At 60.4% G+C, this 21,112-nt stretch carries 18 protein-coding genes; 12 read left to right on the plus strand and 6 right to left on the minus strand.

Going from position 1 to position 21,112, the window contains the following annotated elements; translation table 11 throughout:
- The first annotated feature begins 38 nt into the window (after positions 1-38).
- From C4334_RS01325 to C4334_RS01360, 8 genes are all read left to right on the plus strand, one after another.
- Positions 39-674 (plus strand): Hsp20/alpha crystallin family protein, encoded by a 636-nt coding sequence (locus tag C4334_RS01325; RefSeq protein ID WP_352430267.1) that lies wholly within the window; start codon positions 39-41, stop codon positions 672-674.
- 288 nt (positions 675-962) lie between these two features.
- On the plus strand, positions 963-1,541 hold the full coding sequence (locus tag C4334_RS01330) for an HdeD family acid-resistance protein (RefSeq protein WP_352430268.1): 579 nt from the start codon (positions 963-965) through the stop codon (positions 1,539-1,541).
- A 294-nt stretch (positions 1,542-1,835) separates the two neighbouring features.
- Positions 1,836-3,299 carry a DegQ family serine endoprotease gene (locus C4334_RS01335; protein WP_352430269.1) on the plus strand — a complete coding sequence of 488 codons (1,464 nt, stop codon included), beginning with the start codon at positions 1,836-1,838 and terminating at the stop codon, positions 3,297-3,299.
- Between the two features lie 106 nt (positions 3,300-3,405).
- Positions 3,406-4,587: a DHH family phosphoesterase gene (locus C4334_RS01340; protein ID WP_352430270.1), complete on the plus strand. Its 1,182-nt coding sequence runs from the start codon at positions 3,406-3,408 to the stop codon at positions 4,585-4,587.
- A 192-nt stretch (positions 4,588-4,779) separates the two neighbouring features.
- On the plus strand, positions 4,780-5,355 hold the full coding sequence (locus tag C4334_RS01345; protein WP_352430271.1) for a DNA integrity scanning protein DisA nucleotide-binding domain protein: 576 nt from the start codon (positions 4,780-4,782) through the stop codon (positions 5,353-5,355).
- Positions 5,356-5,442: 87 nt separating this feature from the next.
- Complete coding sequence (purD, locus tag C4334_RS01350; RefSeq protein WP_352430272.1) at positions 5,443-6,720, plus strand: phosphoribosylamine--glycine ligase; 1,278 nt, start codon at positions 5,443-5,445, stop codon at positions 6,718-6,720.
- Positions 6,721-7,307: 587 nt separating this feature from the next.
- A complete protein-coding gene (locus tag C4334_RS01355) occupies positions 7,308-8,063 on the plus strand; it encodes a PspA/IM30 family protein (RefSeq protein WP_352430273.1) in 756 nt (251 codons plus the stop codon).
- Between the two features lie 26 nt (positions 8,064-8,089).
- Positions 8,090-8,926, plus strand: a complete 837-nt coding sequence (locus C4334_RS01360) for a hypothetical protein (RefSeq protein WP_352430274.1) — start codon at positions 8,090-8,092, stop codon at positions 8,924-8,926.
- 176 nt (positions 8,927-9,102) lie between these two features.
- Here the strand turns inward: C4334_RS01360 and hslO are convergent, their stop codons facing one another.
- On the minus strand, positions 9,103-10,065 hold the full coding sequence (gene hslO, locus C4334_RS01365; RefSeq protein WP_352430291.1) for an Hsp33 family molecular chaperone HslO: 963 nt from the start codon (positions 10,063-10,065) through the stop codon (positions 9,103-9,105).
- A gap of 792 nt (positions 10,066-10,857) precedes the next feature.
- Here hslO and C4334_RS01370 point away from each other — a divergent pair.
- From C4334_RS01370 to C4334_RS01380, 3 genes are all read left to right on the plus strand, one after another.
- Positions 10,858-13,368: an adenosylcobalamin-dependent ribonucleoside-diphosphate reductase gene (locus C4334_RS01370; RefSeq protein ID WP_352430275.1), complete on the plus strand. Its 2,511-nt coding sequence runs from the start codon at positions 10,858-10,860 to the stop codon at positions 13,366-13,368.
- A 44-nt stretch (positions 13,369-13,412) separates the two neighbouring features.
- Positions 13,413-13,622, plus strand: a complete 210-nt coding sequence (locus C4334_RS01375; protein ID WP_352430276.1) for a hypothetical protein — start codon at positions 13,413-13,415, stop codon at positions 13,620-13,622.
- 373 nt (positions 13,623-13,995) lie between these two features.
- Positions 13,996-14,211, plus strand: a complete 216-nt coding sequence (locus tag C4334_RS01380) for a hypothetical protein (RefSeq protein WP_352430277.1) — start codon at positions 13,996-13,998, stop codon at positions 14,209-14,211.
- Between the two features lie 185 nt (positions 14,212-14,396).
- Here the strand turns inward: C4334_RS01380 and C4334_RS01385 are convergent, their stop codons facing one another.
- Together C4334_RS01385 and C4334_RS01390 are read right to left on the minus strand one after the other, a co-directional pair.
- Positions 14,397-15,020, minus strand: coding sequence for a BON domain-containing protein (locus tag C4334_RS01385; protein WP_352430278.1), 624 nt, complete (start codon positions 15,018-15,020; stop codon positions 14,397-14,399).
- A 134-nt stretch (positions 15,021-15,154) separates the two neighbouring features.
- On the minus strand, positions 15,155-15,601 hold the full coding sequence (locus C4334_RS01390) for a hypothetical protein (RefSeq protein ID WP_352430279.1): 447 nt from the start codon (positions 15,599-15,601) through the stop codon (positions 15,155-15,157).
- Between the two features lie 776 nt (positions 15,602-16,377).
- On the opposite strand from C4334_RS01390, the gene C4334_RS01395 reads away from it, so the two are divergent.
- Entirely contained in the window at positions 16,378-17,352 is a 975-nt protein-coding gene (locus tag C4334_RS01395) for a histone deacetylase family protein (protein WP_352430280.1), read from the plus strand.
- A gap of 414 nt (positions 17,353-17,766) precedes the next feature.
- Here the strand turns inward: C4334_RS01395 and C4334_RS01400 are convergent, their stop codons facing one another.
- The 3 genes from C4334_RS01400 to C4334_RS01410 are packed head-to-tail and all read right to left on the minus strand — an operon-like array spanning position 17,767 to position 20,872.
- Positions 17,767-18,732 carry a hypothetical protein gene (locus C4334_RS01400; protein WP_352430281.1) on the minus strand — a complete coding sequence of 322 codons (966 nt, stop codon included), beginning with the start codon at positions 18,730-18,732 and terminating at the stop codon, positions 17,767-17,769.
- 32 nt (positions 18,733-18,764) lie between these two features.
- Complete coding sequence (locus tag C4334_RS01405) at positions 18,765-19,400, minus strand: HD-GYP domain-containing protein (protein WP_352430282.1); 636 nt, start codon at positions 19,398-19,400, stop codon at positions 18,765-18,767.
- Between the two features lie 5 nt (positions 19,401-19,405).
- A complete protein-coding gene (locus C4334_RS01410) occupies positions 19,406-20,872 on the minus strand; it encodes a DnaJ domain-containing protein (protein WP_352430283.1) in 1,467 nt (488 codons plus the stop codon).
- Between the last annotated feature and the right edge of the window lie 240 nt (positions 20,873-21,112).

Genomic DNA, 21,112 nt, shown 5'->3' on the forward strand with positions numbered 1-21,112 from the left:
TTGGAAATCTTCTAGCGTGAAAGGAGGTCAGAGGGAAGATGGCCAAGAAGGAGAAAGAGCGTCAGGAGACGACCGAGACCCGTCAAGAGCAGACGGCGATGCAAACGACCGGAAGCCAGCGGCAGCAGACCGGTGGCCTTGCCCGTCGCGAAACCTTCATGCCTTCGCCGCTTGTCAGCCCGTTCGCCTTCATGCGTCGTTTCACGGAAGAGATGGATCGGCTCTTCGAAGACTTCTTCGGCGGCGGACTCGCTCCGCGGTTTGCGTCTGAGTTCGCTCCGTTGGCGGAGTTTCGTGCAGGCGTCTGGTCGCCGCAAGTGGAAGTCTTCGAGCGCGACAATCAGCTCGTTGTGCGCGCCGATCTTCCGGGCTTGACCAAAGATGACGTGCGCGTCGAAGTCACCGACGATGCGCTCATCATCGAAGGCGAGCGCAAGCAGGAGCATGAGGAGCGGCGCGAGGGCTACTATCGTTCGGAGCGTAGTTACGGGCGCTTCTATCGCGAAATCCCCTTGCCCGAAGGCGTGAACGCCGAAAACGCGACGGCGACGTTCCGCAACGGCGTGCTTGAAATAACCATGCAGTTGCCGGAGCGTCAACCGCGCGGTCGGCGCATAGAGATCAAGGAGGCGAGCGAGCAAGGTCAGGCGCAAGCTGCTGGTCGCGGTCGCTGAACGCACGAGCGGAGCCGCCCTGAAAGGCGGCTCCGCTTCTTGATCGAGTGCATCGCGTTTTCGTTTCGTCGCGGTCCGTCTTTGATCATCAGTTTCGACGGCGAAGCGAAAGCACGCGCTGAGATTACGCTGGGAAAGAGTTTCAGCGATCGAGGGCGTTCGTGCGAATTCAGACGGGAAGAGCTTTGGCCAGCGCTCACGCGCGCTGGCGAAGTTGCCGAAAAAGGATCTTTCGCGTCTCCCTCGAAAAGCTTTCCGCACATTCGCTACACGGGGAGGTGCGAAGAAATGACCTATGTGATTTTGGCACGCAACTGGTGGGCGCTGGCGATTCGCGGCGCGCTCGCCATTCTGTTCGGGGTCCTCGCTCTCATGTGGCCGAACATCGCGCTGTTCGTCTTGGCGCTACTTTTCGGTGCTTACGCTTTCGTGGATGGCGTCTTCGCCATCGTCGCAGCGCTCAATGCGCCCACAGGCTACAGCCGTTGGTGGGTCCATTTTCTCGAAGGTTTGGCCGGCGTGATCGTCGGTGTGATCACCGTCTTCTGGCCCAACATCACGGCCATCGCGCTCCTTTACTTGATCGCCGCTTGGGCCGTTGTTACGGGCGCCTTCGAGATCGCTGCGGCCATACGCTTGCGCCGTTACATCGTGGGCGAATGGTTGCTCGGTTTGAGCGGCGCGCTCTCAATCCTTTTCGGCGTGCTCATCGCTCTTTTCCCGGGCGCCGGGGCGGTTGGCGTTGTCTGGATCATCGCTTTTTACGCCATTCTATTCGGCCTTTTGCTGCTGGCGCTCGCCTTCCGTTTGCGGCGTTGGCAGCAGGAGCTGGAGCGCGCTGCGCACGGCGACTTGCGCACGGCGTAGAGTCGTCCGAGCTGGCCCAGCAGTTTTGTGAGAATCTTGATTCGAGCTTTCGCTCGACGGGCTTGACGAAAGTCGCTGCGCGTCTCCGCACGTAGATCAAGCTACGGCTCTAGCTGGCGTGACAACGAGGCGGGGATCGGCTTCGAGCCTTTGCGGACAGCCTACTTTTCGGTCGCGGCGTCTAACCGGATGGTTCCATCGAAGCTGGCGAAGGCGAGCTGCCCGCGGACGACGCTTTGGCCTGCTTCGCAGGTTTAAGCCGCAACGTCGTGACTTTCGAGAGGGAAGAGAAAGATGTTGAAGCGAACGAGATTGAGTCTTTTTTTGGGCATCGTATTGCTCATCGTCGCCTGTGGAGAACACAACGGCGCGCCGCGAGCCGCCACGCCAGCCGAACCTTTGGCGGCCCCGGCAGCGCAGACATCTTACGCCGACGTGGTAGCGCGCGTAGCTCCTGCCGTGGTGACCATCACAGCGGAACGGCGCGTGCGCCCGGCGCAACAGTTTCCTTTCTTCGACGATCCTTTCTTTCGTGAGTTCTTCGGTTTTCGCAACTTCCCGCAGCAACCGCGGGCGATCCCGCAAGAGGCTTTGGGGTCGGGCGTCATCGTGTCGCCCGATGGCTATATTTTGACCAATCATCACGTGATTGATGGGGCCGAAGAGATCAAGGTCGAACTGAGCGACCGGCGCGTTTTTCGCGCCAAGGTCGTCGGCTCCGATCCGCCGACCGATCTCGCCGTGCTCAAGATCGAGGCGAACAACCTTCCGGTCTTGCCGCTCGGCGATTCGGATAAAGCGCGCGTCGGCGACGTGGTGCTCGCCATCGGCAATCCGCTCGGTCTCGAACAGACGGTGACCATGGGCATCATCAGCGCCAAAGGGCGCGCCACCAGCGTCGGTTCGGCGAGCTACGAGGATTTCATCCAGACCGACGCGGCCATCAATCGCGGCAATTCCGGCGGCGCGCTGGTCAACACCAACGGCGAACTGATCGGCATCAACTCGCAGATATTGAGTCCCACCGGCGGCAACATCGGCATCGGCTTCGCCATTCCGTCCAACATGGCTAAAAACGTCATGGAGCAACTGATTCGGACGGGCACAGTGCGGCGCGGCAAACTGGGCGTTGGCATTCAGCCGGTGACAGCTGAGATCGCCGAGAGCTTGAAGTTGCGCGAGGTGCGCGGGGCGATCGTCAACAGCGTTGAGGCGGGTGGTCCAGCCGAACGGGCCGGGATTCGCGTCGGCGACGTGATCTTGGCCGTCAATGGAACGCCTGTCAACGACAGCAACGATCTGCGCAATCGCATCGCGGCGTTTCAACCGGGCACGGAAGTGACGCTCACCATTTGGCGCGACGGTCGCGAACAGCAAGTGCGCGCGACCTTGGCCGAACTGCAAATGCCGATGCAAGGGCGGCGCAGGACGCCGGGCGGCGGCGAGACGCAACCGGGCGGGCGGCTCGGCATCGTCGTCGAACCGCTGACGCCGCAGACGGCCGAGCGTTACGGCATCCGCGGCCAAGCGCAAGGCGTGATCGTCACGGACGTTGATCCGGACGGTCCGGCGGCGGAAGCTGGCCTCAGATCGGGCGACGTTATTCGCGAGGTGAACCGGCAACCGGTGCGCACCACAGCCGATCTCGAAACGGCGGTGCGCAGTGCTGGCGATCGCCCGTTGCTGTTGCTCGTCTCGCGGCAGAACCCGAACACGGGCGAGACGGTGACGGTCTTCATCACGGTGCGTTTGCGCTGACGAGCGGGACGTGACATCTTCTTTCTTTATGGTCTTTATGGCGCGTCGAACATCCGGCGGCTGATCCATGGTCGGATCAGCCGCCTTGTTGGACGGAGGAAGCGAGATGGAACGCGAAAGGTACAAGGTGGTCGAAGGAAAGGGCGAAGTCGAAACGCGCGAAGAGTTGCGCACAGAACTACAGCCTTCTTCCAAAGCGGCTGAACTCGCCGCGCTCCTCGAACGTCATCGCGGCGAGCGGCACATCATCGTGCTCCAAAGTTTCCCCGATCCGGATGCGATCTCTTCGGCGCTGGCGCATCAGATGATCGCCGCGCGCTACGGAATCGAGTGCGACATCGCTTATGATGGCGCCATCAGTCACCATGAGAACGTCGCGCTCGTCGAACTGCTCGATATCTCGCTCATCCGTTTGACCGAGCGCGACGATGTCAAACGTTATCAAGCGAGCGTCTTCGTCGATACGCAAGGGACGACGACGACGCGCTTGACCGAGAGGCTCGCCGAAGCTGGCGTGCCGGTGTTGGCGATCGTCGATCACCATGAGTTTCAGAACGTCGTCGAGGCTGAATTCGTTGATATCCGGCAAGTCGGGGCGACGGCGACGATTTACACGGAGTATTTGGAGCAAGGCTTGCTCCCGCTCGATCGCAGCGACGAAAGCCACGTCCGTTTGGCGACCGCGCTCATGCATGGCATCAGAAGCGAGACGGGCGGCATGGTGCGCGCTCGACGTGAAGATTATCTGGCCGCAGCGTACCTATCGGAGTTCGTCAACCAGACGACGCTGGCGGCGATCCTCTCGATCGAACGCTCGCGTAAAGCGATGGACATCATCAAAACGGCGCTCGAAGCGCGCGTCGTGCGCGACAACTACAGCATCGCTGGCGTCGGCTACGTCCGATACGAAGACCGCGACGCGATACCGCAAGCGGCGGACTTTTTGCTGACCGAAGAGAACGTTCACACGGCCATCGTCTACGGTATCGTCATCAAACCGGGCGAGCGCGAGATGGTCATCGGCAGCCTGCGCACGCGCAAAGCGACGCTTAATCCAGACGCTTTCCTCAAAGAAGCCTTGGGCAGCAGCGAATCGGGTCGTTACTACGGCGGTGGCCGACGCGAAGCGGGCGGCTTCGAGATCCCCGTAGGGTTCCTCGCCGGGAACTACGAAGAGGAGTTCATGCGCTGGAAGTGGTACCTCTACGACCGGCAGATCAAGCGCAAATTCTGGACCAAGCTCGGCGTGCTTGAAGCCATTGAACAGCAGTCGGAAGAAGAGGTCTGATCGCGCTGGTCAAAAGTGCGGGCCAGCGCAGGCTTTGCGAAGAGGAAAAGGCGCACAAGGCTCGGCAGAAGAACCAAATTCGAGTCCAGATTCGCCACAACGGTCGCATCTTCGGCGGTGCAGTCGGCATCACGCGACGGCGTGAGGAAACAGTTTCTAAATTCACAACAACGGTCGCAAGGGGATTGAAGAATGCTTTTCGATCGAATTTGCGAACGCGCGCGGTGGTGCAACAAAGAGGTCCTTCATCCAACAATTGAATTAGCGGTTGAGATCGCGCGCGAAGGGCGCGAGGGGCGTCGCATCGGCACGCTCTTTACGGTGGGCGATGCCGACAACGTGCTCGCCCATTCGCGCCCGCTCATCCTCGACCCGCTCGCTTGTCATCCGGACGAAGTCAAGCGCATCACGGACCCAAATCTGCGCGGCACGGTCAAAGAACTCGCACAGCTCGATGGCGCATTCGTCATCTCGGACGAAGGCATCGTCGTTTCCGCCTGCCGTTATCTGGATGCCACTGCTTCCGACGTCGATATTCCGCTTGGATTGGGCAGTCGCCATTTCGCCGCCGCCTCGATCTCGAAGGTAACGCAGGCGATCGCCATCGTTGTTTCGGAGAGCGCGATGGTGCGGGTCTTCGACGCCGGTTCGCTGATCGCCGAGATCATGCCCGAACTTTGGCTCTTGAGTCGTTATAACGTCCAACTGCGCGGCCCCTTCACCGAAGAGCACGTCAGCGATTTGGCCGTGCTCGTCAAAGAACCGTGACTCGGTTCGAAGATCGGGCTTGTGATCTCCGTTCGAGGCTTCGTAGAATCGGGACGTGCAACCGTTCATTCAAGGAGCGCCTCTCTGATGAAGGTACTTGTCATCGGTTCCGGTGGGCGTGAGCATGCCATCCTGTGGGCGTTGCGTCGCACGTCGGAGCGTCCTCTTGAATTGCTCTGCGCGCCGGGAAACGCCGGCATCGCCGAGATCGCACGATGCGTCCCGATCGCGGCTACCGAGGTAACCGAGCTCGCACATTTTGCCGAAAATGAGCGCGTGGATCTGACCATCGTCGGCGGAGAAGCGCCGCTGGCACGCGGCATCGTCGATGAGTTCAACGCGCGCGGCTTGCGGATCGTTGGACCGACGGCGAGCGCCGCGCGGTTGGAAGCGAGCAAAGTCTTCGCCAAGCAGTTCATGGCGCGGCACCGCGTCCCGACGGCGCGTTTTCGCGTCGCCGGTTCAGCTGACGAAGCCATCGCCATCCTACGTCGCGGCGAATTCGGCGGCCCCGACTCTCCAGTGGTGATCAAAGCCGATGGTTTGGCGGCGGGCAAGGGCGTCGTCGTCGCACGCGATCGGGCAGAAGCGGAGCGAGCTGTTCAAGAGTTGATGGTCCAACGCCGTGTTGGCGATGCTGCCGAGCGCGTCGTTCTCGAAGAGGCTCTCGAAGGGCGTGAAGCTTCAGTGATCTTCTGGACCGATGGACGCACGTCGCGCCTGATGCCGCCAGCGCGCGACCACAAACGGGTTGGCGAAGGCGACACTGGTCCGAACACTGGCGGCATGGGCGCGATCACCGCGCCGGGCGTGCTGGACCGAGCGACGCACGAACAGGTCGTGCGCCAGACGGTGGAACCGACGCTCGAAGGATTGCGCGCCGAAGGGTTGGAGTTTCGCGGCGTCCTCTACCTCGGATTGATGCTGACGCCGGAAGGGCCGCGCGTGCTCGAATACAACGTGCGTTTGGGCGATCCCGAAGCGCAGGCTATCCTCGTCCGTTTACGCAGCGATCTGACGGTGATCTGCGAGGCGGCTGCCACGGGGCACCTGAGCGAAACAGACGTCGAGTGGGCAGATGGCGCTTCAGCCTGCGTCGTGCTCGCAGCGCGCGGATATCCCGAGCGCGTCGAGACGGGGGCGGTGATCAGCGGTTTGGAGAAAGCAGCAGCGGTTCCGGGCGTGGAGATATTTCATGCTGGAACCGAACGAGGGCCACAGGGCGAATGGCGCACCGCGGGCGGGCGCGTGCTCGGAGTGGCGTCAGCAGCGCCGACGCTCGATGAGGCGCTGGCGCAGTGCTATCGAGCGGCGGAACGCATAAGCTGGCAAGGCATGAACTACCGGCGAGACATCGGGCGTTGATCAGCGGTCGAAGTGCGGCGGAGCATCAACGGCCACCGCTTATGCGCCACTGACGAGACATCAGGAGTCGAGTGCAAACGCGCGCTTTCGCTGCCGATCGAGCGGAAGAGAGAAGCGAAGGTTCCGTCCCCGCTTTTGCTCTGAGTCCGAAAGCGGAAGATCAATAGATCGACGCGGTAGCTGAACGGTGCGTCTTCGAAGCGAATCTATTTCGCGCCGATTTCGTTATCCACCAGTGCAAGCTCGAAAAGAGCCTTTCGGCGGCGATTCGTTTGTGCCTCGCTGTTAGCACGGTGGAACTGCCAGACAGAAGCGCGCACTGCGCTTGCGCAGCTCTTTGCGGACGGACGCTTCGCTCTCGCCTTGGCGGACTTGTGACCAGCACCGCCGTGGCTGACGCGCTTTGCGAGCAAGCGCCTTGATCTCGCCCCGTGTTTCCACGCCTTAGGTGCCACCCGGTTTCATCTAGGCTTCCTTGCGCGCTTCCTGATATACTTCGAACGGGGGCGAGCGCTTTCACGCTTGAAACCGCATCGGCGGTGGCATCGTACGAAATCGTTGCCGGTTGCTTGCTGGAGGCCAAAAAGATGGGACTTTGGAAGAGATTGAAACGTTCCGTGCGGGCGCTCTTCGGCGGATTGGTCGAAAAGGCGGAGGATCCCGAGCTGATTTTGCAGCAAACGATCCGCGACATGCGCGACCGCGTGCCGGAGCTGAACTCCTCGGTGGCGCAGGTGATCGCCACCGAGAAGTTACTCGAACGTTCCAAACAGCGGCTTGAAGAGCAGATCGCCGATCTCGATTCCAAGATCAAAGCGGCGATCAAAATGGGGCGCGACGACATCGCTACCGCTTACATCGGTCAACTTCAGCAAGCGCAAATGGATCTGCAGCGCACCTCGCAGCAACTAGAACACGCGCGGCAAGCATCTCAGCAGGCGATCAAGGCGCGCGACAACTACATCCTGCAGATGCAGCGACGCACCGCCGAAGCGATGCAGCTCATCAACCAATCGAAACAGGCCAAGTTGCAGGAACAGCTCGCGCAAACGATGGAGGCCTTTCAACTCGGCGACGACGCTTCGACCTTCAACGAGATGCGCGAGCGGATCGATCGTCGCGTTGCCGCTGCCGAGGCCAAGATGCAACTGGGCGCTTCCTCCGTCGAATCGCAGATGCAGGAGATCGAGCGCGAGGCGATGGACATGCAGTTACATGAACGGTTGCTCGAATACAAACGGCAGATGGGCATGTTGCCGAGCGGCGCAAGCGGCGACCGCGGAGCGCTCCCCGGGGCTGATGCCGAAGATACCAACGAGGATACGCAGATAGCCAAGCGTTGATCAGCGCGATGGCGTCCGACGCGAGTATGATGGAGAGGACGAAAAACAATCTGGAGTATTTGAAAGAGGCGTTTCGCGAGCCGGCTAACTTTTGGGGATTGGCGGGTTTTGCCGTCGCCGCCGCGTACACGCAATCGCTGATCCCGCTCATCTTCGCGCTCTTCAGCGAACTGCTCTATCTTTCGACTTTGCCGACCAGCTCCTTCTACCGTCGGCTGGTGGACCAGCGACATCGCCGCGAAGCGCTGGAAGAACGCCGCCGTCAACGGCAGCGCTTGATCGAAAGTTTTGACCCGCGCGAACGCGAAGCGGTCAACTACCTCGGCCACATCAAAGATCAGATCTACAAAGACTACAAACGGCTCACCGGGGCGCGCGAAATCCCGGCCAACCTGCGTAGTTTGGACCAGCGCTGGGAAGATTTCGTCGATCTTTTGGATGTATACCGGCGGCGCAAAAAACACCTGCGTTCGATCGATCGGAAGGCCATTCAAAACCAGTTGCGACAAGCCGAACGCGCCGTCGAAGAGGCCGTAGATGAGCGCGAGCGGCGAATTCAGCAAGCCAACGTCGCCATCTTGAAGCGTCGGCTGGCCGCCTTCGACGAACTCGAACGGTCGGTCCGTTTGGTCGAGGGACAGCTCCAATCGATCGAAAACTTCTTCGGACTGGTCAAGGATCAGGTCGTCGCGCTGCCGACGCCGGAGCGCGTCTCCATGATCGACTTCGAACAGTTGAGCGATTCGATCGCGATGACCAAACAGATGCTCGAAGAAACGTCTGAAGCCATCGGCGCGCTCGACGCGCAAAACCGCGAACTCGGCAACTACGATCTGCTTACGCCTAACACTTCTTCACGTTAGAATGTGGCGCGAAAGCGAAGCGGGGTAGATGCTTCTACCTCGCTTCAAAGCCTTCGTCCCAAGCGATCGCCAGCAAGTTTTCCGTTTCGCAGAAAGATCGCCTCGATCTTTTTCGGCTATTGGTTGGATCGAGTTCTCCGTGCTTCTTCGCCGCCCTCGAGAGCGCAATCGTGCGCCTATGCGTTGCGCCCCGCTTCGTCTAATCCCTCTTTTTCGATGCGGTGAAGGATTTGCTCCAGCTCCGATTCCTTGACGTGATAGGTCGCGTTGCAGAAGTGGCAAGTCATCACCGCGCCGCGATCCTCTTCAAGCATGGCGCGGACCTCTTCAGCGCTCATCGCTGAAATCAAAGCGAGCGCGCGCGCGTGCGAACAGGTACATGCGAATTCGACCGTTTTCTCTTCCAGCACTTCAAACGGGATCTCGCCGAGGGCCGTTTGTAACAGGTCAATGGGGCGTGCTCCGTGGCGGATCATGGTCGTGGTGTGTGGAGTTTGGCCGACGGATGACTCGATTGCGCGCACGGTGTGTTCGTCCGCGCCGGGCATGATTTGAATCATGATACCGCCAGCGGCTTCAATGAAATGGTCGCCGTTTCCTCGCGCGCGCACGAGCACTCCCAACATCACGGCGGATGGAATCTGCTCGGATCTAGCGAGGTAATAAGCGAAATCTTCGGCGATCTCGCCGGAGACGAGCGGCACAGAACCGCGATACGGCTCGCGATACAAACCGATGTCGAAACCGGATTCGTAAGTTACGTAAAAAGTGCCTTCGCCGACGATGGCCCGGACATCGAACTTGCCTTGCGCATTGAGCGGCGCATCGGCCTGCGGATTGCGCACGTATCCGCGCGCTTGACCGCGTCCGTTGGCTTCCGCTGTAATGCGTCCGACAGGACCTGTGCAATCGATCTGCACTGTCAAGCGGTCCAGCTCCTTGACGCCAGCAGCGAGCAACAAAGCGCCGGTTAACGTCCGTCCAAGCGCTGCCGCCACCGTGTGCGAAGCTGCATGGCGCGCCGCCGCTTCGGCGACGAGATTGGTCGTCACCGCCGCCATGCAACGCACGGCGCCGTCAGCGGCGATGGCATGCACGAGGCTATCAGCGAGGAGATCTTCTTTAGGTTGAATCAACATGTTGGCCACCTCGTTCATTCTGCTCGGTCGCCTGCATCGAAAGCAAGCGTCGTTGGGTGAAAACTTTTGGATGCGCTGAGCGGCCCGATCGTCAACTTGTGCGCACCGAAGCTCGCGCTCAGTCGCACTGCCTGCGTGCGGGCGCTTCAACGGTGAACCCTTCGCTCTCTGCGCGCTGATTCCGCCGATGTCTGATGTTTGGTCTCCTCTCGCGCCGAGACTCACTCGCCCACTGCACCATCGCTCCAGCTGGCGGAAAGACACTGCAGAAAGCAGCGGATTAGGAGTCCGTCGCTTCTTCGGGTAAAATTCTAAAGGGGCGCGTTCGGTAGGAGTCGAAACGCGATCTGCCACAATATGTTGTGGTAAGCCGTTGACAGCAGGCTGTGCGCTCCGGTATACTGCACGCCTTTTCAGGCGATATCCCAAACGGCGGAGGGACGCACGAGCGGGCGGCGTTTTCCGGGCGACTCGTCTTCGAGACGGCAGCGCGGAAAAAACGTTCACCGTGGCGTTGCCGATTGTCGTTTCAGCGGCGGCGGGAGATCATCTTTGAAACTTTTGCCGCTCGTCGCGCACAATCGGTCGAAGCTGTTTCGATGAAGCGTTCCCATTGAGGTACGCCGTTGGTCTCAAATGCGCGTTCGACGGTGAACGCGCGCGCACCACAACTGCTGCCGTCGAGCCATACGCTCCCTGATTCGCTCGACGGTGCCTGACGGTCAGGCCGTAAGCTCCCACGCGCTTTTCCGCTATCGCTGATGAACTTTTAATCCTTCGAGCGGAGAGATCATGAGCAGCATCGTCGAAAAGAACAGGCAAGGTCAAACCGCAATTTCAGCTTTGCACCGGGCGGCGAGTCCGTTGGGGCTAAACGCGCGTCGGATCATCGCCAAACGTTACAGTTGGAAGGACGCAGCGGGGAGCCCCATTGAAGAGTGGTCGGACATCGTCCGGCGCGTGGTCGGTTGGGTGGCGCGTGCCGAGCAGGATGAAAGAAAGCGTCGCGCCTTCTACGACGCGCTCTCCTCGATCATGCTCAAGCGCCTTTTCATCCCCAACACTCCCTGTTTGGTCAACGCTGGGAAACCGAATGGTCAACTCGCCGCATGTTTCGTGTTGGAAGTGCCCGATTCCATCGATGGGATCATGGAACACGCCAAACGCTGTGCGATCATCCACAAATCGGGCGGCGGCACGGGGATGACCTACGAGTTCATCCGTCCGGCAGGCGCTCTTGTCCGTTCGTCTCACGGCGCGGCGTCAGGCCCCGTCTCCTTCATGCAGATCGTCAACACGGTGACGGAGACGATTAAACAGGGGGGCGTCCGGCGCGGGGCGAACATGGGCATCCTGCGCGTGACTCACCCGGACATCCTGCGCTTCATTCACGCCAAAAACGACCAGACGAGCCTGACCAATTTCAACATCTCGGTGACGATCACCGACCGTTTCATGGAAGCGGTTGATCGCGGCGAATGGTTTCAGTTGGAATTCAACGGAAAACCTTGGGAGCAACCCATCTACGATCCCGTGCAAGAGGGGGATTATTGTCTCTGGCGGAGAAGCGATGGCACGACCGTCACCTTCGCCGATCGTCGGGATTTCTTGCAGACGGACAAGAGCGCGCTTCGGCGCGAAGAACCCCCACGCCCCGGAATGGTTTACGCGCCCGACGTATGGAACCGCATCGTCGCCAGTGCGCACCGTTACGCCGAGCCGGGCGTGATCTTCATCGATGAGGTGAATCGTCACAACCATCTAATGGCTTCGATGGGGCCGCTCTACGCGACCAATCCGTGCGCGGAACAAGCTCTGCACTTCAACAATTCGTGCAACTTGGGTTCAATTGATGTCGCTAAGTTCTACGACTCTCGCCAGAGAGTGAACTGGGAAGCTTTGGCCGAAACGGTTCGCTGGGCGGTCCGTTTTCTCGATAACGTGATCGATGTTTGTGGTTGGCCGCTCCCTGAGATAGACGAAGTCGTTAAAAGAACACGCCCCGTTGGACTCGGCATCATGGGATACGCCGATCTGTTGCTTGAGCTCGGGATCGTCTATGGCTCGGACGAGTCGATCGCTCTTGTGGAGGAATTGATGGGCTTTATTCGGCGCGAAGCTTGGCAAGAGTCGTTGCGATTGGGGCAGGAGAAAGGGACTTTCCCTGAATTCGAGCCGAATCGCGCTTCATACACAGACTTTCTCTACGGCGAGGTTGGGCTCTCGCCCGGAACCGAGTTGACGCCGCGCAATTACGAGGTGACGACGATTGCGCCTACAGGGTCCATCTCATTAATCGCCGAAACATCTTCTGGGATCGAACCGAACTTCAGTTGGGCATACGTCAGACGGGACAGTTTGGGGACGCGGACATATGTTCACCCGCTGGCGGCGCGTGCGCTGGGCATTGAAGTCGACCTCAGCGATCAAGAGTCGATCGATCGCGCGGCGCAATATGTCGTCGAGCACGAGGCGGAGCTGCCTGAACATTTCATTTCGGCGACCGAGATCACGGCTGAACAACATGTCCGGGTGCTGGCCGCCGCGCAACGCCACGTTGACAACGGGGTCTCCAAAACCTGCAACGGCGCACGCGACGACACGGTCGAATCCGTCGCCCGGCTCTATCGTTTGGCGCGCCAGCTGGGCTGCAAAGCCGTCAGTTACTATCGTTATGGAAGCCGCGAATCTCAGGTCCTGAGCACGATCCCTAGCTCTTCGGCGAGCTTCACGGCGACCGATGCAGATCGCACCGGCGCGGCGACTGCCCCTTCGTCTGCCGGTCCAGCGATTCAGCCGAAAGAGGGTCGAATCCCTTCACCAGAAGAAGCCCCCTCAAGGGTCGCTTTGCGCATCCCGCGTCCGCGCGAGCTTCAGGGCTGGACTTGGCAAATACCTTTCGACGGACAGAACCTGTATGTCACCGTGAATCACGATGGTCGGCAGATCCTCGAAGTTTTCGCGACGGGGCCTATTTCGAGCGGCGTTGGACTTCTCGCCAGCAAGATGTTGCGCGGCGGTTTCGACGCCGAGGAAGTCGCTCACAGCCTCAACAAAGTGACGGGCACCCATTCGGTCTGGTTCAATCAGCGTCTTTTGACCAGCCCTGAACAGGCGGTTGCCGAGTGCATCATGATCACGGCGCGTCGCTTGCGCGGCCAACCCGACTCCGGGCGCGGTCGCCCGAAAGACGGGGCGCGAATGGGTTCGCTCACGGGGGTCTGCCCTGAGTGCGGCGGCCAGTTGGAATACGCTTCCGGATGCGACACGTGCCGCGATTGCGGCTACTCAAAATGCAAATGAATGAAAGCTGGCCGTCAGTGCGCGTGTGCGCCTCGTCGCGCAACATGCGGCTGGCTGAGTCGGTGCGAAACGAGGTCGAGGCGACGCGTCGCGCGCTCGGCCGAAAGCACAACGACGGCAACAACGAAGCCGCTGCGGGGCGACGCGCCTTCATCCTGCTGAAAACGCGGCCGAGGATCTCCGTGACGCTGGTGTTTGTGAGAATCGCGTGTTTTTGCGATGAGTTGCAGGGCGCGCGATACCACCCCATTTGACTCTCGGACACGCGCGCTTGCATAGTGGACCAGCGGCGCGTATGCTAATTCAGAGAGCGGTTCGATCCGAAGAAGGCGGTCCGCCCACGGTGCTCATCGCACTGCGCGCCGCTTCCATCGAGCGGAGGAAGTTGAACGATGCTCGAGAAGCAATCTGCGGTGACTGGGAATAGCCCTTCCGAGGGGAATCGGGCGAGCTGCGAGACGTCGCTCGCTGCGGCCGAGATTACTTGCGCGCGAGAAGCGCGAAGAACTGGGGCGCCAAGCTGATCGAAGAAGAACTGAACGAATGGTTGCGACAGCACACGGGAAGGGTATTAGGGCCGCCGAAGCACGGACCGTTCTGACAACAGCAGAATGAAGGAGGTCCGAGATGGCGACGAAGAGAGAGCCAACTGAATTCAAAGCCAAACTGACCAATGATGGTGGCATCGTGCGCGGGAAGATCCCTGCGCCGCTCGTTCACTATCTCGGCGGACGCGCCGGCGACTACCTCGTCTTTCGCGCCGATGAACAGGGGCGCGTCACAGTGAGCCTGCGCCGCGCGCACGCCGTGGCGAAGAAAGCGGCGGGCAAAGGGGCTCGGTAGCTTTTCGCCTAGAGACGATCCGAAACGAGAACGCGATCGCACGTCGCGATCGCGTTCTCGTGTTTAGGGAAGGGTTAGACTGTCCAAGCGGGAAGAAGACAAAACAGTTTCCTCTCGCGGCGAAAGCATACGCAGAGCGCCAAAGCCATCTCAGCCGGGCGTGCTCCGCGGGTTTCCCCTCGCGCTCAGGGCGAAGGCGTACGCAGCGTTCGAAGGTCCTCCGGCGCGACGACGGTGATGCGTGTATCTATGCGGCGGACGCCGCGCACGGTGCGAACGATCCTCTCGGCACGGCGCCTGAGTTCTTCCGAGTTTACCGTCCCGGTCAACGTCACTTCGCCATCGCTCACCGTCGCTTTGATGTCGGAGCCAGCCAGCTCGGCGTCGGCCAAAAACTTTTTTTCGATGCTCGCTTGCAACGCGGCATCATCTGGCACGTTCGGTGTCGGCGTTGGCGTTTGCATTGGTGGAAGAACGACTTGTGCCGGTTGCGGTGGCGGCGCTTGCTGAATGATGGTCGGCGGCGGCGCAGTCGCTGGTTGCTGAACCAACGGCGGCGTTGATTGTGGCGAGGGGAGCACGACGATGCGTTGATTGTCGTTGCGAACCTCTCCGTCTTCGCGGCCCAACACGAGCAACAACACGATCGCCGTTGCGGCCACGGCGACCAACGCAACGGCCGCTACCATCCCGGCAGAGTAGCCCCGCCTATCGGGAACGCGCGTCCTTTCGGAGTGGACCACTTCGCGACGCTCCGTTGGCGTCTCGACAACGATGCGTCGTCGCTGTTCTTCTTCGTCGTAGCTCATTGGCTTTCCCTCCTGCTCGTTTCGTCTCTGGCTTAGAGAGCGAATGGTTCCTCTTGGTCCTTTTTGTCTGTGGCCCTAGGCGTGAAAGTATCGAGGGCACCCCGTCATCGGAATCCATTCCGTAACTTTACGCCCTATGGCTGGCGTCGCACGACACGGCCTCGCCGCCGGTAGCGACGCTCATCCCTTTTATAGCTGGAGCTTTTGCGCGTGTAGAGGTAAGAACCCGCGGCTCCGACGCCAGCGCCGATAGCCGCTGCTTTCTTGCCGCCAACCGCTGCGCCAATTCCGGCACCGGCTACGGTTCCGCCAGCGACGGTGGCGATGCGCCGGTTGCGCTTCTTGAAGTGTCTACGCGCAGCAGGCCGATTCGCTGCATAGATGGCGGCAGCGCCCCCTGTGATAGCTGCTCCGGAAGCTCCGCCGGCTGCCGCGCCGACGGCGGTTGCACCGCCGACGATGGCCGCACTGCGCGCTTTTCTTCCGAATCTCGATCTTTTTCGGTCTTGAGCGGACGTGACCGACACGACGCTGGTCGCTAAAAACAGGAACAAGAGCGACGAGACCATGAGTTTACGCATTTTCTTTTTCCTCCCCCAACTTGGCAGAGCAAATCGCGTGCCCGAAAGAGATTCGACTGCGCGAGGCGCGCAAATTGAAGCGGGAAAAGCCGCTTCATTGAAGCGGCGAACGGCAGGGAACGTACGTAGCGATGGCCCTGAGCGTATTGAATCGATGCTTTGCTGGAGAACGAATTCCCGATGGATTCCTTGATCATAAGGCACGCTGCCATTAAAGATGCCATTAAAGAAACAAGTTTCGGGGACGGTGAGCGAGTTTTCGATAAATATGACGCGCGGACATACGGGCCGCGTAAAGCGGAGGGACGGAGAGAGACCTTCCGATAAATCCTCGATCATGATCTTTGGTTTCGAGAGCGAGGCACGTTGTCAAAGGACGAGTCCATTCCGTTGCGACGCTGATTTGCGATAGCGATTTTTGAATGAGGCACGTTGTCAAAGGACGAGTCCATTCCCTCGCAGCAGCTTCGTGACCGGTGTTTGATCCCCCTTCAGGTGAGCGCTGGTTTCCGGCTTCTTGCGAAAAGCAGGCTCACCTGGCGAGCGATTGATCGGCGCGATCTTTTTGCCGTGTTAGCAACGACGTCGCACGCCCGCGAAGAGCACGGATGAATTGCTTTCGATGTGAATGTCGCACGGTGAATCCTTCGCTTCCGCTCGAGAGCTGTGGTGCCGACAACGATGTGGCCCGGTCGAGCGTTGCGCAGCGCGTTGAATTTGTCGCTTCGAGTTGGCGGTTTGACCGTTGATAGGGGGTGCGCATAAGCTTCGCGAGTATGACGACGATTTTGGTTCATCATCCGATCTATCGCGAGCATTTGACGGGCGAGGGTCATCCGGAGCGTCCCGAACGTTATGATGTCATCATCAACGCTTTGCGCGCGGATGGCGGCTTGTGGCAGAACTTAATGGAAGTGGAAGCGCCCGCGGCAACGCGCGGCGACATACTGGCTTGTCATTCGCCTCGCCATTATCGCCGTGTCGAAGAAGCAGTGCGCGAGGGTTGGGGGTATCTAGATCCGGACACGGTGGTTTCGCCACGTTCGCTCGATGCAGCACTGCGAGCCGCCGGTGCGGCTTGTCGAGCGGTAGATGCGGTGGCATTGGGAGAGGCAAAGAACGCTTTCGCATTGGTGCGACCGCCAGGCCACCATGCGACCGCCGACCGCGCGATGGGCTTTTGCCTTTTCAATAACGTCGCCATCGCCGCCCGCTATGCACAGCGTCGTTACAAAGAGATCGAGCGCGTGGCGATTGTCGATTGGGATGTGCACCACGGCAACGGCACGCAAGGCATCTTCTATGACGATCCAACCGTCTTCTTCTTCTCAATCCATCAGTATCCTTGGTACCCAGGCACGGGGGCGCGCGGCGAAACGGGCGTGGGCCGGGGCGTGGGTTACACGTTGAATGTTCCTGTAAGCGCCTTCACGCCCGCTTCGGAATACCGGCGGATGTTTGAGGCGGCGATCGAGGAGATCCGGTCGCGATTCGCGCCTGATCTCGTCATCATCTCGGCGGGGTTCGACGCGCGCAAAGATGACCCGCTCGGCCAACTTCTGTTGGAGGATGATGATTTCGTGCGGATGACGCGCACCGTCGCTGAGTGGGCCGAGGAGGCGTGTGCCGGACGATTAATCGCATGTTTGGAGGGTGGATATAATTTGCTCAGCCTAGGCAACACGGTGCGCGCACACGTGCGCGCGCTCGCCGACATGTCAGCAGCCGAAAAGCCGAACGAGCGCCGTTAGCGTCGCGGGTGGAGATGACTTCAGCGCCCTCACGGATAGCTTCGAAGGCGCTTTCGCCCGCCGAGAAAAGCGATGAAGCTCCGAAGACAAATCTCATGGCGCGCGGTAGTTGATGCCGCGAGCAAACTCCGGGAAGAAGAATGGGTGAGCGGCGAGGATGCCCGCTCGATAAGGCCGAAAAAGCGACGAGGTTTTGGGGCGCCTGTCATACGTGCCGGACGAGCGTCCCATTAGATCTCGGTGATGCCGAAAAAGCGGCGAAGTTTTTGAGGTCAGCTCGGAGGCGCGTCGCGGAAGCATAAGCGGCGACTTTTCGGCGCTCATCGGTCGGCTTCGACTTCAGCCGTCTTTCTCGTTTGCAGCTAGGTAATGAACTGCGCGCAGTTGGGCTTCGCCTTCGCCATTTTTCTCGTCTCAGACTGCGGCGGTGATGATCGTGGCGCGACCGTTCATTAACTCCGAAAAATCTTTGGTGTAAATGGTGTCGACCTTGCGCAAGCGGCTCACGACTTGCGCGATCTCTTCGGCGAGAATCGAGCCATCTTCGGTCCACGCGATGGCCCATTGCGGGATCTGTTTAGCGGCTTCGAGCAATTCTTCGAGCGACCTGAAGAACTGTTGCTTGCTTGCGACAATAGCGCCGAGTCTGTTTGCCAGCGTTGCGCAAATCTCTCGTTGCCAAGCGTCGTCGCCGCGCACCCACGTTTCGCGCCACGCCCAGCGACGCTGCGGACGAGGGCGCGGCAGGCGCACGAAGAGCAGATCGGCCTTCTGTTCAGCGACCAGCGCGCTCGCCTCTTCGTTCGCCGCCGTATTCGTTTGACCGTTGTCGAACGGCGGCGGGAGCGTTTGCCACAGGCGACGAAAAACTTGCGACAGCGGTTGCCGAAGGCGAGCGGTTCCTGCGGTGAAAGAGAGCGCGTAGTCGCCCGTCATCATCGCCGTGACGAGCGCGACGGCGCGGCTTGCCGCGTTCGGCAATCTTTCGATGTTTTGACGCACGTTGTCGAGCCAGCAAGCGTCGGCCTCGCCGAACCACCGACGAAGGGCCGCGTTGTGCAGGCGGTAGCGCGGAACGTAAGCATCTTCGAGCACGAGGTTGATGTCGCTTTCGTCAAGCTGCGCGGCATTGTTCTGCACGCGCGCTACACCGCACGTCCAAGCCCATCGAGCGATGTCGTTGACAACGACGCGCGCGCCCCAGCGCTTCAGTCGCGCGCCGAGGAGGGCGTCGCCTGCAAACGGTTCGATGACGGACGAAAAGCGCAGGCGACGTAGGACGCTCAATTCAAAAGCGAGCCAACGATTCGGCACCGAACAATCGAAACGCTTGGATTGGTCGGCAACAAGTAAGCTGTCGTGTTCTCGTTCGATCTTCATCCGCGTTCGCCTCGGAAATTGGGCCGGCCTCCTCAGCGCGGTTCGTATGCAAGTTTCTGTTCGGTCGCTGAGTGCTCTTCAAGCCCCTCTTTGATGTCAAGAAAAGCGCCCACGATTTCGGGATCGAATTCTATTCCGCTCATCTCGACGAGGTGGCGTCGCGCTTCCTCCGGTCCAAACGCCGCGCGATACGGGCGCTGTTCAGTAAGCGCAGCGTATGCGTCAGCGACGCGAAGGATGCGCGCCGGGAGTGGTATCTCGGTGCGGCACAGCCCATCCGGGTAACCAGCTCCGTTCCACCACTCATGATGCCAGCGAACGATCAATTGCACGCTCGGTTCGGTTTCGAGCCGCGCGGCCTCTTGCTCGCCGATCACCGGATGACGCCCAAGGTCGATCCGCTCTTCGGCGCTCAGTGGGCCAGCGCGGCGAACGTAGGAGCGATTCATCGCCGCTTCGCCGATGTCGTGAAGCAACGCCGCGACGCGCAACGAAGTGCGATCGAGCGTCGAAAGATGAAAAAGCGCGGCCAAACGATCGCTGAGGCGTGCGATGCGTGCTGCGTGCTCTTTTTCGTAGACCTCGAACCGGTCCGTTTCGGCTGCTACTCTGGCCCACTCTTCGTGCAACTCGGCTTCACGGCGCACGTCTTTTCGTTTGCTCACCATTCTCTTCAACTGGGCGTTCCGGTCAAGCGCCGCAGCTCGCGTAGCAAGCAGCGCGCTTCATCGTGTTGGCCGTCCAAAGCGAGCGCCTGTTCCAATTCGCGGCGCGCCCGCTGAAGAAGTCCGACTGAACGGTAGAGTTCAGCGAGGCGAACGCGATAGTCGGCGTTGCGCGCATCGAGCGCGATGGCCGCCTGAAGTTCGGCTTCGGCTTGACGGCGCGTGGTGCGATCGCGCATCAGTGCGCAACCGAGCGCCGCGCGGTAGCGCGCTTCTTGCGGCATCAAGCGCGCGGCTTCGCCGAACTCTTTTGCCGCACGTTGCGTCTCTCCGGCCCGAAGCGCTTCTTCGCCCCGACGGTAAGCTTCCGCTGCGCGTTGCGTGGAATCTTCTGCAGTCTGCCGCGTGGTGCTCGTCGACGTGAAAACCCTGTTCGATAGGTTGAGATCATAAGCGGTGCGAGTCGCCTCTTCTTTCAACGTTTCGTAAGCTTGCGCGATGCGCGCGAAGGCTGATTCGATGCGCGCGCGCGTCGCTTGATCGAGATCACGCCGAAAACGATCTGGGTGGAAGCGTTTGGCCAGCGCATAGTAGGCGCGTTTGATCTCTTGCGGCGTCGCGCGTTGATTGACGCCTAGGGTCTTGTAGAAGTCTTCCGCTTCCGCTCTTGCGAAAAGTTCCATCATTTCAGCTTGTTCGTCGCGTTCGGCGAGCTTGTCGGACGCGGAACGCGAGATCGCTGGCCGCTGACGAACGGTGGTGCGCTTGCAACGTTCGAGGTTGAGCACGCGGTGCGAAGCGGAGCGCTGGACCAGCCCGGCGACGATGAGCACGTAGGTGGCCCGGCGCGTTTCCACTTCGCCCAGTCCGCTGACGGCGAGCAGTTCCGCTACCGTCAACGGGGAGTCGAAGCGCGAAAGAAGAAAGGCCTCGCTCGGCTTGAGATCGAAGTCGAGCGCGCTCGCGTCGCGCCGCGGAGACAACATCTCGTCCGCATCGGCCAACCGGGCGGCGATCACCGCATAGGGCAACCGACGCGCGCTTTCAGCCAACAGGGGGCGAACGGTGACCGAGACGCGCAGCGCTTCGGCAACGCCAATGCCCGGATCGAACTCCCACGCGCCGTCGGTCCAAAGAAGCAATGGCGGGAGCGATTCGAGCACTTGGCGCGCGCGCAGCGAGGCCAGTTGTTCCGACGTGAGCAGTCCATCGGAGACGAGCCGTGCGCCGAGTTCCAGATCGGAGAGCGCTGATAGCGGCGCGATCCTCTCTTCCGGGATGATCTTCCATCGGCGCAAGCACTCGCTGAGACGAAACGGGCGCAGGTTGGCGGTCGCATACTGCAGTTCGCCTCGCTCGAAGTAGATCACCGCGCGCGCGCGATCGCGCATTAGGCGGAGCGCCCCGGTTAAACTCTGATTCAGCGTTTCGCTGATGATTTCGGCAAGCGGGTGTTCGCTCAGTTGTCCGTTCATGTGGTGCGAGGCCAAGCCGAAGCAGGCTCGGCCCACACATGATAGCGCATCCGCCCCGGTTTGAGGAGATGCCCGCTTGGATGATTGCCCCGAAGGTTTCCAGAATTTGAGGGTAAACAAGCAGCGGGTCGAATTTTGCCCTAGCGGTCCCTTTGGGCGAAAGTCGAAACGCCGGGAGAAGGATCGGAGGCTATTCCCGCAGCCTTTTGCCAACGTTCGCTTCGTTGTGTCAGAGGCGAA

Source organism: Pyrinomonas sp., assembly GCF_040289685.1.
In the GTDB taxonomy this organism is placed as follows: Bacteria; Acidobacteriota; Blastocatellia; order Pyrinomonadales; family Pyrinomonadaceae; genus Pyrinomonas.